Raw genomic sequence first — 15,521 nt, forward strand, 5'->3', positions numbered from 1 at the left:
CTTTGCTAACTGAATTTTTTCTCAAGCTTATTAAAGATCGTATTTATGCTAGCAGTAAACACTAGGCACAGTATGACCAAGAAAGATGCGATAGCGCTACCATAGCCATATTTAAAGGATAAGAATGAACTGTTGTACATATGTGTGGAGATAACATCTGTAGCATGAGCGGGTCCACCGGCTGTCATGACCATTACGAGATCAAAAGCCTGCAAAGACCCTATAAAGGCGAGTACGATAGATATTTTAAAGATTGGAATAATCAGCGGAAAAGTAATGTATCGATCGGCTTTGAATCCGTCAGCCCCATCAATCTTTGCCGCTTCATACAGCTCATCCGGAATATTCTGAACACCGGTATATTGAATCAGCAAATGGTAGCCGAAATATTGCCATAGAGAAACTGCATAAAGAGCGAACATCGCAATTTTAGGTTCTGTGATCCAATTGTGAGTCCAGCTATCCAGCCCAAGAGAGATCAGGACACCGTTCAACATCCCTCCCATGGATACCGGGTCATAAATCGTTTTCCAGAGCTGTCCAATGATAACCACCGACAAAATAACCGGCGTAAAGTAAATAGAAACTAAAGTGTTTCCTTTTCTCACGTACCGGTTTAGAAGGACAGCCATCAACAAACAAAATGGAATTTCCACCATGGAAGCCACAGCATAGAGTAATGTTCTCCTTACAGAGGGCCAAAATACCGGATCATGAAAAAACATATCTTTGAAATTAGCAAGTCCAGCAAACTTCGCAGTCGTAATTCCGTCCCATTTTAGCAATCCTGTATAAAAGGATACTAGAATAGGAGCAAACACCAAGCACACATACAAAAGCAGGCAAGGTAACACGAAGACGGCGATTGTGCGCGCTGGAACCTTTAGTACCTTCATTATTTCCGCCCCCTAGAATGTAAACACGATGCGAAGAAGCGTTTAAGCACCCTCGCATCGCGTTTTGGAAACCTTCTTATTTATTTGCTTCAAATGCGGTTTGATGTTCTTTAGCTACTTGAGCGGAATCCACTTTTTGAACAAAAAGATTTTGGATACTGCTGAGATGGACTTGTGCCGTAGCTGGGTTCATAGTGTTGTCAAAGGCCAAGTCGCCACCTTTAACCTGATTGAATAATCCTGAAACGTTGATCGCCAGATCAGAGTAACCTGCGGCTTTCAGGTCTCCATCCACTTTTTGACCAATCCCTACAGCATTTTTGAGTTCAAATTGCTTTTTAGGATAGTTGAGTGTAAAGAAGTTTAAGAAGTCTTTGGTTTCTTGTAAATGCTCACTGTTTGCAGAAATTGCAAAGGCGCTACCTGGTGCGAGCATGAATTCATTTGGATCACCTTTACCATTCACACTTGGGAATTGGAAGGCTCCTGCTTTACCAGCCACTGAGGATGCGTCAATTGCACCTGTTTCCCAAGAACCGATAACCCACATAGCAGCTTTACCGGATTTAAAGATATTACCACCTGCGTTAGCATCGATGGAAGTAGCTCCATCTGGAAATGCACCTGCTTGCACGAGATCTTGGAAACGGTCAACAGCTTCTATGAAAGCAGGATCTTCAAATGTTTTTTTGCCATCCAGCACATCTTGAAGGAAACCAGGTCCCCCATTGGTGCGAAGCAGGATATTCATGAACAAGAATGAACCCGTCCAGGAATCTTTTTCACCGATCGCGATTGGCGTAATGCCCTTTGCTTTCAAGGTTTTTACATCTTGGAGTAATTCATCGAATGTTTTAGGAGTGTCTGTGATTCCCGCTTGCTCGAAAAGTTCTTTATTATAATAGACTACCTCGATGTTATTACCATCTGGCAGCGCATAAACATTGCCATCGAAGCTGTAGTAATCAAGCAGACCGGATTGATAAGTGTCCTTCAGTCCATTTTGATCCAGCATATCATTCAGGGGAGCAAACAGCTTAGCATCAACGAAGGGTTTCATTTGTGCAGCCGGGTTAACAATCGTAATATCAGGAACTTCTTTGGAAGCAGCTTGTGTCTTCAGTTTGACTTTTTGTTGGTCTGTATTCAAAGTATCTAGTTCGATGTGAATGTTAGGGTTTTCTTTTTCATATTGGTCAACTAATTCATGAAGCATCTTATAAGCAGGTGTTGCTGGATCCGGATAAATATTTTGAAAAGTAATCGTGACCTTCTTACCGCTTTCGGTTTTAGTAGTTCCGGCATCTGGAGCATTCGTAGCTGTATTCCCTTTCGACTCTGTAGCGCCTTTACTCTCATTGTTGTTTGAATTTCCACACGCTGCCATACTTAAAACCAAAGCTGCTGATAACGCAATTGTTGAAGTTGCCTTCATTTTTTTGCTGACCATTGTTTGACGCCCCCTATTTTCGTTATAGGCTAATTATTGTACTGTTAAGCGCTTTCAACAAGGTGTCAAATTTAAGATAAATGGTTTGTTTTTTCTAGAAAAATACAATATATGTCCGAACATAACGAAACACCCGCTAATTCGGGTGCTTCCATGAACCATATTTTCGACGTGAGGCGATCATTTAGATGTGGAACCAAAATCGGTGATTTTAAGTTTTATATCAAAGGTCAATGGAATCCGAGTAAATTCCTCGTCCCAATGATCCTTCATCTGTTTCCAGACTAGCGGCTTTTCAATGCTGAGCCGATCACCGAATCCTGCTACATCCACTTTGTAGGTGGACTGCATTTTGTAGATAAGATCATTGATATGTTGGGTTAATTCATCTTCGAATATCTTCTCTAATTCTTCGAAATAAGGAACATTCGAGGAATCCTCATCCACATTCCAATCCTCAATTAGGCGTCCAGTGGACTCAATCACAACATGAAATGACATCGCCTTATCATCACCCTCCTTCAGCGTAATCTTGCTCTTCACTGATTTAATCTCATAAGTAACGGTGTCATTCGACCGATCATAGGCTTTGATATTCCCGCCTTGTATATCCCCCTTAATCCAAGCAATACTCTCCACATCATGTTGGTCGAGATTGCCGATCCAATGTCCTGTATCTCCCTTGATAATACCGGCTCCGGAAAATTTGACCTCACCTTGTGCCTCCACAATGTTCTGCAACACAAAACTTTGCTTGGAGTACATCAGTGCATCTAGATGTGATAACGTTATGCCCTTCATAACTTTACTGGTTCTGAAGTTGTTACGGACCATCTCCGCCAGTCGAAAGGAAGGAATCTCCTCCTCTTTCGTCACAAGTGTATCGGATGCACGACCTTTGCTAAGAAATATGAGACAACTGGGACGGATATCGTTATCTCGCAGTACAAAGTCCATTAACCTTCTGATCTTCTCCTGTTGCACTAGATCCTCTGATATGACTATAACCTTGAGGTGATGGCCTATAATCGGACGGTTCTGCCGAATGGAGTACTGACGGAATATTTCAAGCAGAGAATCCCCTGTTTCGGAAATATTGTTATAGTGGGTTTTGGGTGTTTCACCGCTTTTACCGGAGTTTCCGATTGTTCTTTCTGGCACAATTTGTACGGTTGCCGTAACTTTATTATGCTTTTGGTAGCTTCCTCCATGTTCCTCGAATTCCCGCTCGATCGCTTTAGGTTCCCCCTTGTCAAGCGCCAATCCCGTAAAAATACTCAGGTCTTCAATCTCTTTACTGCTCCAACAGCCAGGCTGCGTAATCAGAATCATAAATATTAATAGAATGTGTATAACCCTCTGTCTAAACATTCTGCTTGAGTCCTTTCTTCCTGATCAGTAATACAATCGACAATAACACTGGCAACAATACAAAGATCATCACACCCATATAACCAATGGAATCACCAAGTTTGAGGACGTCATTAAGGCGTTGAGGGATCATCGTGCAGATGAAGATGATGGGCATTAAGGCGATCATCACCGGGTGAATCTTCACGTTGAACACTTGCGAGATTCCAAGTGAAGCATTAAAGAAAAAGCTGCAAAAATTACAAAACATCTGCATCAGCCAGATGACCAGCAGCGGGAATTCAAATCGTTCAAAAAAGAAACCTGAAATTTCAAAGCTTCGTACTAAATCTATCGTTGGCCAAGTACTAGTGATTACAGAATTGATGGACAAACCACCAATAACCATCACAATAGTCACCAGATACAGCACCAGCGGGATGCATAAGCCGACTGTCATCGCTTTAACCGCTTCCTGCGGATGCTGCATAAAGGCCGTCATCGTCATTACAACCTCACAACCAGTAAAGATTAGGATGCTCGACTTCATCCCGCGGATGACCGGCATCATGCCTTCACTCAGAAGAGGACGTAAATGATGAATATCAAATATTCTGGAGCTTAATATAAAGCAAATGATCAAGATGAAAATACTGATTGGAAATACAATCTGAAACACGCGGGCAATGGCATTAATCCCACCGTACACCAGATAAGTCCCCACCCAGATGAAAGGCATCACAATCGCCCAGATCGGCGTGCCTTCCAGAAGAAAGAACAACGTTACTTCTGCCAGTACGCGGATTTCGAAGCCCGCAATGACAATGAAGTAGAGAATCAATAGTGAACTCAGCACACTGCCTGGGAAATTTCCAACAATTTTTTTAGAATACTGAAAGACCGTTTTACCCGGAAATTGTTGGCTAAGCTTCACCATTACCATGATCACCATAAACACGACGATACCACCCAGCGCCACTGAAAGCCACGCATCGGGAGTCTGCACAGCCTTGACAACACTTTTCGGCATGGTTAAAATTCCAGCACCCAGCATTGAATTGGTCAATACTATGGTAGCCTGCGAGGTTGAAATCTTGTCATCCGTACGTTTGAACACTGCGCTCTCCCTTCTGCCTTGCTAGATTCATTCTCTAGGACTTGCGTTTTTTCTTCTGGGTCTTCAGCATCTCCGGTCTTCGCTTCATGATGGATAACGGGGCACGGACGAACAAATCCTTCCAGTCACTAACCCGAAATGGCGAGATTGGGGTGACGTAAGGAACCCCGAAGCTAGAAAGTCGAGTCAGATGACTGCAAATCAGCAGGAAGAATAGGATGGTTCCGTACATACCCAGAACCGCCGCAAATAACATGCCTGCGAATCGTAAGATCCGGAGGGTAATGCCAGCACTGTACATCGGTATGGAAAAAGAAGAGATCGCTGTCACGGCTACGACAATTACCAGAAAGGGACTTACAATACCGGCTCGTACCGCGGCATCTCCAATGATCAGACCTCCAACAATCCCCATTGCCGGGCCTATGGGCTTTGGCAGACGAATCCCAGCTTCACGCAAGATTTCAATGGAAATCTCCAGAATCAACACTTCAATCAATGAAGGAAAGGGTACACCTTGGCGTGTTTCGATAATCGAAATCGCCAGCTGCGTAGGAATCAGCCCCGGATGAAAGGAAATGAAGGAAATGTACAGAGCTGGGGCTAACAGAGCCAGAAATGCTGCGCCAAACCGTAGCACCCGCAAAAGTGTACCTGGAAACCAACGCTCATAGTAGTCCTCAGGTGACTGCAATAGCATACTGAACGTAACTGGAACAATGAGGGCAAACGGTGTGCCATCCAGCAGGATAGCGATTCTCCCCTCTAATAAGGAGGCAATCACACGATCGGGTCTTTCTGTATTCTGTGTTTGTTGAAACGGGCTTAAATAATCATCTTCGATTAACTGTTCCACATAACCAGATTCCAGAATGAAATCCATATCAATTTTGGAGATCCGGTCTTTCACTTCCTGTAGCAGATCTGGATTTACAATGTTTTTCATATAAGCGATAACCAGGTTCTTCTTGATTTCGCTACCCACTTCAAACCTTTGCATTTCCAGATGCTTATTGAGCCCTTGGCGGCGAAGCATAGAGGTATTCTCACTGAGCACTTCGGTAAATCCAATCCTTGGTCCCCGCAGTAAAGCTTCTGAAGTCGGCTCAGTAATAGAGCGCACTGCTCCATGTGGAAAGCCAACCAGCAGCATCTCACGCATGCCTTCTACAATCAGTGCGGTGTATCCAAACAGGACTGACTCCTGCAGATGATCCAAATCTCTAGTTTCGTTTAGCTGAGCCAGCGGTAGCATATTCTGTTTCATATAGGTGTATATTCCTTCGGAAGCCTGCATTTCACTGGCAAACATCAGATTCTGCAGCACCTGTTGGTTGATTAGCAGTTCATTCTGCATGCCCTCAACATAGACCAAAGCGGCACGTGCCTGAATACCTTTGACTGTGAATTCACGAAAACACACATCACTATTTCCTTCTAATGCCGTTCTTATCGCTGCTAAATTGTCATCATAGTCTTGAGTAAACCCTGTAGACTTAGAAGGCGGATGATCGGCTTCAGTTTCCTGTTGATTTGCTGCATGATTGTCCGAATTCTTCGGTTCTGCATCCTGAGATTTAGCCCCTGAATTCTTGGAGCGTCCGCTTCCAACGTAGAAATATAGATGCTTATAAAGATAATAAACCGCTATGGGAAAGAGCAACGTTATCGCCGCCTGTATAAAAACTGTCCAATCGGGAATATAAGAGACTATTTTAGACCACATCGCAATCATCCTCTTAATAGGAATCTTCTAGATACTATTCTCCGCCTGCCCTATTTTTATGCAGCTTTTGGAATAGGAGGAAACTCTAGATTGGCGTAAGGACATACATGTTGCTGTGCGTCCGAACATAAAGAGACGCCCGCATAAGCGGGCGTCTCGATTAAAAATGTTTAAAATAGTTATTGTGGTTGCCGCCATTGTTTTAGCACTTCAAGCAACCCCGGAACATCTAATCCATCCAAAGAAAAAGCTTTGCGCAGCAGCTCATGCGGGATGAACTCGTCGTATTTCCCGAGATAAGGCGCCTCATCTGGTGATAACAAGGATAAAGGGTCACTTGCAGCCATGCTTTCAGCGATAATTTCTGCTTCCAGTGTATCTGCATCTGTTTTGCCTGCAACCACCATATAATAAGGTTCCATCGGTACGATAGATCTAAGTCCCTGTGAGCTCTTTAAATTGTTCTTGAGAAGGCGCTCTAGTGTGCGGAATTGCCGACTACCCGCCCACGGTAAGATAAACATCGAATCTCCACCTGCCGGCATAACGGAACGTTCAAGCATTCCACTTTCCTTCGCTAAACGGCGTGCTCGTTCAAGCCGCGCGGCCGCACTCGGAGCAAGATACGGATACAAGGATGTTGCGCCTAACACTTCACGAATCTTTATCATAATGCGTGTATGCACATCCCCACCCGCTCCAAGCCACAACGTATCCACTTTTCCGCGTGAGGTTTTTACATAAACAGCTTTATGGCGATTATCGACCTCTTCTACCTTCCAGAGCTTTCCTGCCAGAGTAAAACAGTAACCCGGTGGTGGTACCGTTGTGATCGAACCGATCTCTTCCGTCCCGTTATAGACAACATGCTCTTCATCGTCTTTGAAGACTGCATAGAAGCGGAAGTTGTTCACGATCTTCTCCCCTGCCATCCCGATAATCAGGCTGCCTTCATCCATCTTCTCGATTTGTCCCATACCCAGCATATAAGTCATGAAAGTATCGTAGTCCACAGGATCAATGCTATTGAAGGAAGGTAAGCTAAGTACAGCCTCTTTTAATTCCTCCGGCTCCGCCTCCCCCATACTTTTCAATACGCTCATCGTCTGATGGTATAGCAGACCAACGGGCAACTGGCGCACCACCAGTGGTTCAACCCACTTCTCGCGCACATAGAGCTCTATCACCGCAATCGCTCGAAGCAATGTCCAAGGCATTCGTGCCGGAAGCTGCGCTTCCTCATCCTCTTCCTCGGGCGTGACAAAGATCATCTCGGATGCGGCGTCCCCGCGCCTGCCCGAGCGACCGAGCCGCTGCACAAAGCTTGCGCAGCTATAAGGAGCGCCGACCTGGAGCACCCGCTCCAGCTCTCCCAGATCAATGCCCAGCTCCAGCGTCAATGTCGCTGCCGCAACGGCAGGTCCGGAGCCTTGCCGCAGCGCGGCTTCCGTCTCTTCGCGGAGCATCGCGGAGATACTGCCATGGTGAACGTGAAAAACATCCCGTTCTCCACGCTTCGCGGCCGTTCTTCGCAGCTCAAGGGTCGCCGTCTCCGCATCCGAGCGGCTATTCGTGAAGATCAACGCTTTCTTAAGATGCGTATGATCGTAAATGAAATCGTAGTAAGACTGCTTCGCGCGTTCTAAATGCTCCGCCTGCACTTCATCCCGTGCATCCGGAAAAGAGAAATGCTCCACACTTAATCGGAGCTTACGCCCGCCCTGTGGAGCGGACACCTCTACGCTCTCCCGCGTACCAGCCGCCAGCCATTCCGTCACCGAAGCATATTCGCTAAGCGTGGCCGATAGACCGATTCTGCGCGGATGACATCCCGCCATTCGTGAGATTCTCGCCAACTGACTTAAGACCTGAATCCCCCGATCAGCGCCCATGAAGGCATGAACCTCGTCTATAACAATAAAACGAAGATCATGGAACAGAGCCGGAATAGCATTCGGACGGTTCATCAATAGTCCCTCAAGCGATTCAGGAGTAATCTGCAGCACGCCGGAAGGATTCTGCACCAGTTTCGTCTTATCTGCTTGCGGGACATCCCCATGCCAGTGCCACACCGGAATATTGCCTTCACGTAGTAAATCGTTCAGCCGTGTAAATTGATCGTTAATCAAAGCTTTCAGCGGAGCGATATACAGAATACCGACCGAACCGGATGGACGTTCATACAGCTCAGTAAGCGCTGGAAAAAAAGCCGCCTCTGTCTTACCAGAAGCTGTACCCGAAGCAATCAGTAAGTGATTTGGCGTATCAAACAGCACACGACAGGCATCTACCTGCGCCTCGCGCAAGGTCTCCCATCGGTTCTTATAGATAAACTCTTTAATGAAGGGAGCCAGCCTGTAAAACGGATTATCACTCATAATTCAAACTCCGCGAGGAATCCATCTAACTCGTTTTGTTCAGTTTCAGCAGGTTTAGAGGCTCGTTCGCCCACTAGCTTCTCGAAAGAGATTTCCGGATGCTGGTGCAAGGTGTGTAACAGATCCATAAAATCACGCACCACTTCACGTGGAGTCAAGAGCTCGTCTGCCCCTAATCTGCCCACTGCTTCTTCCATAAAATGAACCAATTGTTCCTGTGTTAACTGTGCTTCGTAACCATAATGAAGGGCATGGATATCTCTAAGCTTTTGCAAAAGGATCAAAATTTCTTCATGTGAGAGCATGTCTAGTGCAATAACAGGCCCGGTATAATTGTTCAGACCTGCTGCGCCGTATCTTCCTGCAACTAATCTAGAACGCAGCGCTTCATAGCTAAATAATCCACGTCGACTATCTTCCACAAATTGCGGAGTCCCCCCTATAAAAATTCCCAGGCTCTCTGCCTTGCCCTGCATCGTATCATTGAACATCGTAAGCAGCTTTTCATAGTTACTCTGACGTGAGATGCTGTTGGTGATTTTGTAGAGATTGACGCCTTCGTCTATGAACAGCAGCAGTCCCTTATAACCAATAGCAGAAGTGAATTCCGCCCACAGCTTCATATAATCATACCAATTATCATCATCAATAATCACGCCAACACCAAGTGCTTTTCGTGCTTCCGTTCGAGTGGCGAATTCACCTCTGAGCCAGCGAAGGGAATCCTGCTTCAGTTCATCGTCAGCGAGCTTATGGGCATTCCAATAAGAAGCCAGTACTTTGGCAAAATCAAATCCATGCACCAACCCGCGCATTTCGGAGGCTACAGCATAGATTCGTTTCTCAACTTCTTCTCCAAGCTGGGGGTGATCAGGGCCATATTCATTCTCTTGCATCACAGACTGCTGAAGCGTAATGATCCATTTTTGCAAAATAATCTCCAGAGCGCCTCCATCTGGACGCGTCCGGGTAGACAAGTGACTCATCAGCTCTCGATATGTAGCAAGACCTTGTCCTTTCGTTCCCACTAATCTTCGTTCAGGGGATAGATCCGCATCAGCTACTACAAAATCCCGATCCATCGCATAATTACGTATCATCTGCAAAAGAAAGCTTTTGCCGCTACCAAATTTGCCTGTAATCAGCTTAAAAGCAGCTCCACCCTCCGCAATGTTATCCATATCTCTCAATATCGCTTCAATCTCTGGCCGGCGACCAACGGCTATATGCTCTAGTCCGATACGCGGAACCACACCGGCTGTCAGTGAATTGACTAGCGCTGTCGTCATGCGTTTAGGTATTTTTAAAACATTCATCCAAAGTTCACCTCATTAAATATTAAGCAGATAAATTTTATATTCTTCTGCAATTTCTTCACCATCTATGATCAAATCACCTAGAATGTCCATTGCCATATCATTGATCTCATCAATCAAGAGCTCTGACATCGTGCCGTTTGCAGCCGCTAGCTTCTGTATGGCTTGTGTTCCATCCTCGTTCATAAGCGCAAAAAGAGCTTCGTGTTGGAGTGGACTTAAAGCTTTAGAGAACTTCTCCCACTCCGATCCTACGTTAGCAGATTGAATTTCTTCTATAGTTAATTCAGGCTCAAGAGACAGAAGCGGTACAATGATTTCATCTTCAATCTCTTCAAATTCTTCTTTTTCTACTACTTCTTCAAGCATGGATTCCTCATTAGTAATCTCAAAACCGCTATCCTCAGGCTCTTCCGGCTCAATCATTTCCTCAACCGTAAGCATGGTTCGTACAATCTCGGAATCACTCTGCAGCCTTTCAAGCTTCTCACGATCAATGACTACTGCCGGCCCCTTGTCTTCCTGTTTCTCTTTCTCAAATTCCCGCTTCAGAAAACGAGTGATAAGATCATCCATATCAGCATCCACGTTAACCCCTTTGAGCCGACCACGATAACCCAGCAGTTCCCGTAATTTATTCTCAGTCAAACGGAACAGCCTTGTAATCAAACTGCGAAGCGGTGGAGATTTACTGATACGTACAACCGGTATAAGTACAGAATAACCATATAGCGAAATATCATATACGGCGCTACGGAATAAATAACGCTCCCGCATAACTGATGGGCCTGGTGGGAACATTTCAACCAAATTCGAGCCGTGTTTCCGACTGACATAAGCGTTGATTAATGCCACTATCTGTGGAATATATCGTTCGAGGGCTTCTTTACCTTCCCCCATATAAAACTTCGATTTACTAATATCGTAGTCCGACATCGCTGTTAATACCGTAAAGGTTAACTGCTCAGGAGATACAGTAAGACATCTCTCTAACTCTAGCTCAGCCAGATCTCCAGCAAGGCCGCGTGAACGAGCAACGATTAGCGATAGTGGCACATCCAAATGATGAACAAACGAGAAGTCCGCGATCCAACCACCCAAATATTGATCCAGACGTTTATAATTTTCTCGATAAGCTTCCCAGATTTGACTGAGCTGCTTATAGCCATCATAAGGATCTTGCCAGCCTACACCATTAATAAGCTCATACACATGCAGAAAAATATATGAAAGATCCGTTTTCGGATATCTACCCTGTCTAACTTCATAGCGCCAATAAAAATACCATCTACTTTGCGTGCCTGTCATATGGCCATACGTGGGCCAGTAGCTCTTAAAAGGAACAAAGAGTGCTGAATCCTCAGTTCTATGCTCCAATTCCTTCGCTCTAGTTACAAACTGGCTTTCTGTTGTTGTCACAGGTTCTGGGGTGTCCGTCTCCAGATCCCAAAGCTGAAGCTGTAGAGAAGGTTCTGACGATGCTTTAGACTTCCCTACATTTGCAGTAGATATCTTAGGCAGCACTGGTTCTGATGAATTTCGCGGGGGAATAGGAACATTTTGCTCCGTACTTTCCCAGACTAATTCCGTGAAATGAGGCTGCTTTCCATCCTTATTCATGTTCGATCGCTCCGTTCTTATAAAAGAAGGACTAATTTAAAAAAAACGGCCCTGTTCACAATTGTGAAGGAACCGTTTTGTTCTTATTAAATTTTAGCATTGTTGATAGATTAACATCAAGTATGTAATGAAGAATTATCCTTTACAGTAGCTCCGTTCCCTTTGTCTCTTTTCCTAGGAAGAGCACCGCTAACGCACCGATAATAATCGTTACAAAAAATAACATGAAGATCGAGCCAATTGCTATAGATTTACCTACCAGCACACCTACTAGTAAAGGAGCGATGATGCCACCAATCCGGCCAAAAGAAGTCGCTAAACCAGCACCTGTTGAACGAATAGATGTTGGATATAGCTCTGGTGTATATGCGTACATGCCACCCCATGCTCCAAGATTGAAGAACGACAAGCAAATACCAGCAGCCATCAGCATGCCTTCAGTCGTCGCATTTCCGAACCATGCCGCACTAACGGCAGTGAACAGCATATAGATGACCAGGACAAACTTACGTCCGAACTTCTCGATGAAGTAAGCGGCAGTAAAGTAACCTGGGAGCTGGGCGAGTGTCATGATTAGCACATACTCGAAGCTCTTAACTAAACTGAACCCTTTAAGTACCATAACTGTAGGAAGCCATAAAAACATGCCATAATACGAAAACACTACGGTAAACCATAAAATCCACAGCATAATCGTAGAACGGCGATACTCTGGTGACCATACAGTTGCGATACGTTTTTTTAAGGAGACAGGTGCCTTCTTAATCTCTGCAAACTTCGGCGAATCATCTATAGCGCGTCTTAAATATAAAGCATATAGAGCGGGAACAGCACCAATGCCGAATGCTACACGCCAGCCATAATCAGGAATGACGAAGAATGCAATTAACGCAGAAGCAATCCACCCAACCGCCCAAAAGCTCTCCAGCAGCACAACCGCGCGGCCTCTCTCACGGGCAGGCATACTCTCAGACACTAAAGTTGAGGCAACAGGCAGCTCCCCACCTAGTCCAAATCCAGCGATAAATCTAAGCACGCAGAGTATCCCGAAGCCTGTTGCAAAAGCCGATAACCCACTCGCAGCCGAGAAAATCAGGAGTGTCCATAGAAGGATCGGTTTACGTCCGAATCGATCTGCTAATATCCCTGCCGCCGCAGCGCCCACGGCCATGCCCACGGAGTTAATACTTGTTAATATGCCTATCTGCTCCGGTCCCAGATTCCAATCCTTGGCTAAAGCCGCTACAACAAAAGAAATCATCCCGACGTCCATCGCGTCGAACATCCAGCTTAAGCCTGCACTGAAGAGTAATTTCCTCTGCTTCGGATTCCGCAGCAGTGTCATTTGATTCACTTCTAAGCCCCCTTATATCCAACATATATCTTATGAAACTTACTTTTGATTGTTTCACTCATACATTTTAAAATTGAAGCGTTCAAAAATCAAGAAATAAAGCCGCATTAAAGTATTGTCTGGCAAGTGATTGAAAATAACAGGTCTGAACAGCTATCGTGGCGATCAGCAGTATGTTGCGCACAGATTCTCTCTGAGATCTTGTAAGATGCGTCAGCCGATTGATCACACGATCTGTAGAACTTCTAAGCAGGGATTCTTCTTTCCAGGAGAACTCCTTATGTAAAAGTTGATCTACTTTACATTGCGTCTGTATCGTGGGATTGCTCTTGATCTCTTCAAAAAGTCCAGCGTATGCGAAATACAGTTTTGCCGGTTCTATGAGATCATCATCGTCGCGATCTGGCTTTAAGAACATCAGTTGGAATAGCTGACGAATACTTTCGAAATTCAGGGCCGATTTGAGATCATCAATCATAAACAGAAGTGCTGCCTGATTGACTGAATACTTTTTTCCCTCTCTTGGAGAACCGAGGTACTCCTTAAAGTCGCGCTTCACCCAGTTTTGCATAGTAGTCACAGTCAACGTGGAATACTCTATAAGATGGCCTAATGAAGCAATTTCACCAAGTGAAAAGCCTTTAACATTATCGCCCTTAATGATCTTTTGTAAAATGGGTGGAACATCTGTAGATAAAAAAGCGGGTAACGAAGTCCCCTTTTGAATTTGATCAAGATGAAATTTGGTCCATGCCTCTTGGAGGATATTCAGCGGTTTCCGGTCTGATAATCCGGTCAATGAGAGCAGAAGACTGGACATCTCCACACGAGTCAATGCAAATGATTCCATATCTGTTTCCCTCCACCATTTGATATTTTTCTGAAAAGTTCGTAGAATAGTTCATAAGAACTCATAATATGAGTATAACCTATTTTAGGAACGAAAGGGATGGTAAAGATTATATGGGTATAGGACTTAGTTTGACGTTGGTGGCTATTTTGATTATTTTAACCGCTTTTTTTGTAGCAACGGAATTTGCATTGGTGAGACTTAGAGGTAGCCAGATCAGTCAAATGGTGATCGAGGGAAAGAAGAACGCGCTAGCTGTACAACGAGTGTCTGCTAATCTTGACGGGTACTTATCTGCTTGTCAGCTCGGAATTACAATCACTGCGCTGGGTATTGGTGCGTTAGCAGAGCCGGCGTTTGAGCAGCTGCTCCTTCCGGTATTCGACTGGGCTAACATTAGTTCAAGTGTGAGTCACCCTCTTGCGTTTTTATTCGCATTCGTCATTGCAACATTCCTACACGTCGTTGTCGGGGAACTTGCTCCGAAGACAGTAGCTATAAACATTCCGGAAAAAATCGGTCAAATTACATCACCGCTGATTATTTGGTTCTACAGAATTTTGTACCCACTCATTTGGTTTATGAATGGTTCCGCAAATCTGCTTGTTCGCCTTTTTGGGATGAAGCCTGCCAGTGAGCATGGAGACGCACATAGTGAAGATGAGATTCGTTTGATCTTATCCGAAAGCTATGAAAGTGGAAAAATCAATAAAGCTGAATATGGCTATGTAAACCGTATCTTTACTTTTGATGAGATGTTGGCCAAAGAAATCATGGTTCCAAGAACCGATATGGTATGTCTTTTCACCAATCATTCATTGAAAGAAAATTTCGAGATTATCCGTAAGGAGCAATATACTCGCTTCCCGGTTGCAGAAGGCAGCAAGGATAATATCATCGGAATGATTAATACCAAACAGCTTTATTTGCAATATGACAATAACCCAGATTTTGATTTCAAAGGCTTGATTCAGCCTGTCCTAACTGTATCTGAAGTAACACCTGTTAAGAATCTTTTAACCCGTATGCAATTGGAGCGGGTGCATATCGCCCTGCTGCTTGATGAATATGGTGGAACATCTGGCCTCATCACGATAGAAGATATTTTGGAAGAAATCGTTGGTGAAATTCGAGATGAATTTGACGGTGATGAGCGCAGAGAAATTGAGAAACTAAGCGATACAAATTATCTGTTCGATGGTAAGGTATCTTTAATTGAGGTCAAGGAGCTTACCGGTCTTGATTTCGAACATGAGGAAGTGACAACGATTGGAGGCTGGTTATACAGTCATATCCCAGATCCGGCCGTTGGCAAAAGCATTGTACATGATAACGTAACCTTAATCATTCGTGAAATGAACAGATACCGTGTACGCAAGGTTGAGGTCATCATTGAGTCTACTGGTGATACTGAATCGTCAGAGCTTGAGAATTCATAAGCTTTTAATCATAAAAAAAGGATAG

General features: G+C 44.6%; 11 protein-coding genes. 1 reads left to right on the plus strand and 10 read right to left on the minus strand.

The features are described from left to right. Nucleotides 1-5: 5 nt before the first annotated feature. From M2444_RS03565 to M2444_RS03610, 10 genes are all read right to left on the minus strand, one after another. On the minus strand, nucleotides 6-896 hold the full coding sequence (locus M2444_RS03565) for a carbohydrate ABC transporter permease (protein ID WP_094869079.1): 891 nt from the start codon (nucleotides 894-896) through the stop codon (nucleotides 6-8). 76 nt (nucleotides 897-972) lie between these two features. After that, entirely contained in the window at nucleotides 973-2,346 is a 1,374-nt protein-coding gene (locus tag M2444_RS03570; RefSeq protein ID WP_094869080.1) for an extracellular solute-binding protein, read from the minus strand. A 180-nt stretch (nucleotides 2,347-2,526) separates the two neighbouring features. Further along, nucleotides 2,527-3,717 carry a Ger(x)C family spore germination protein gene (locus M2444_RS03575; RefSeq protein ID WP_280786299.1) on the minus strand — a complete coding sequence of 397 codons (1,191 nt, stop codon included), beginning with the start codon at nucleotides 3,715-3,717 and terminating at the stop codon, nucleotides 2,527-2,529. Further along, complete coding sequence (locus M2444_RS03580) at nucleotides 3,710-4,813, minus strand: GerAB/ArcD/ProY family transporter (RefSeq protein ID WP_094875798.1); 1,104 nt, start codon at nucleotides 4,811-4,813, stop codon at nucleotides 3,710-3,712. Before M2444_RS03580 ends, M2444_RS03575 begins: the two co-directional genes overlap by 8 nt. A 34-nt stretch (nucleotides 4,814-4,847) precedes the next feature. Beyond that, complete coding sequence (locus M2444_RS03585; protein ID WP_094875797.1) at nucleotides 4,848-6,539, minus strand: spore germination protein; 1,692 nt, start codon at nucleotides 6,537-6,539, stop codon at nucleotides 4,848-4,850. 179 nt (nucleotides 6,540-6,718) lie between these two features. Next, on the minus strand, nucleotides 6,719-8,917 hold the full coding sequence (locus tag M2444_RS03590) for a DEAD/DEAH box helicase (RefSeq protein ID WP_280786300.1): 2,199 nt from the start codon (nucleotides 8,915-8,917) through the stop codon (nucleotides 6,719-6,721). Further along, nucleotides 8,914-10,233 (minus strand): ATP-binding protein, encoded by a 1,320-nt coding sequence (locus tag M2444_RS03595; RefSeq protein WP_280786301.1) that lies wholly within the window; start codon nucleotides 10,231-10,233, stop codon nucleotides 8,914-8,916. The genes M2444_RS03590 and M2444_RS03595 overlap by 4 nt, the downstream gene beginning before the upstream one ends. Before the next feature lie 15 nt (nucleotides 10,234-10,248). Next, complete coding sequence (locus M2444_RS03600) at nucleotides 10,249-11,853, minus strand: TerB N-terminal domain-containing protein (protein WP_280786302.1); 1,605 nt, start codon at nucleotides 11,851-11,853, stop codon at nucleotides 10,249-10,251. A gap of 142 nt (nucleotides 11,854-11,995) precedes the next feature. Beyond that, nucleotides 11,996-13,198 carry an MFS transporter gene (locus M2444_RS03605; RefSeq protein ID WP_179281530.1) on the minus strand — a complete coding sequence of 401 codons (1,203 nt, stop codon included), beginning with the start codon at nucleotides 13,196-13,198 and terminating at the stop codon, nucleotides 11,996-11,998. A gap of 91 nt (nucleotides 13,199-13,289) precedes the next feature. After that, the gene (locus M2444_RS03610) at nucleotides 13,290-14,057 is read right to left on the minus strand and encodes a DUF1836 domain-containing protein (protein ID WP_280786303.1); all 768 of its coding nucleotides are present in this window, start codon (nucleotides 14,055-14,057) and stop codon (nucleotides 13,290-13,292) included. Between the two features lie 113 nt (nucleotides 14,058-14,170). On the opposite strand from M2444_RS03610, the gene M2444_RS03615 reads away from it, so the two are divergent. Beyond that, on the plus strand, nucleotides 14,171-15,496 hold the full coding sequence (locus tag M2444_RS03615) for a hemolysin family protein (protein WP_094869089.1): 1,326 nt from the start codon (nucleotides 14,171-14,173) through the stop codon (nucleotides 15,494-15,496). Nucleotides 15,497-15,521 lie beyond the last annotated feature (25 nt).

It is taken from the genome of Paenibacillus sp. PastF-3, from assembly GCF_029893135.1.
Classification (GTDB): Bacteria; Bacillota; Bacilli; order Paenibacillales; family Paenibacillaceae; genus Paenibacillus_AQ; species Paenibacillus_AQ nitricinens.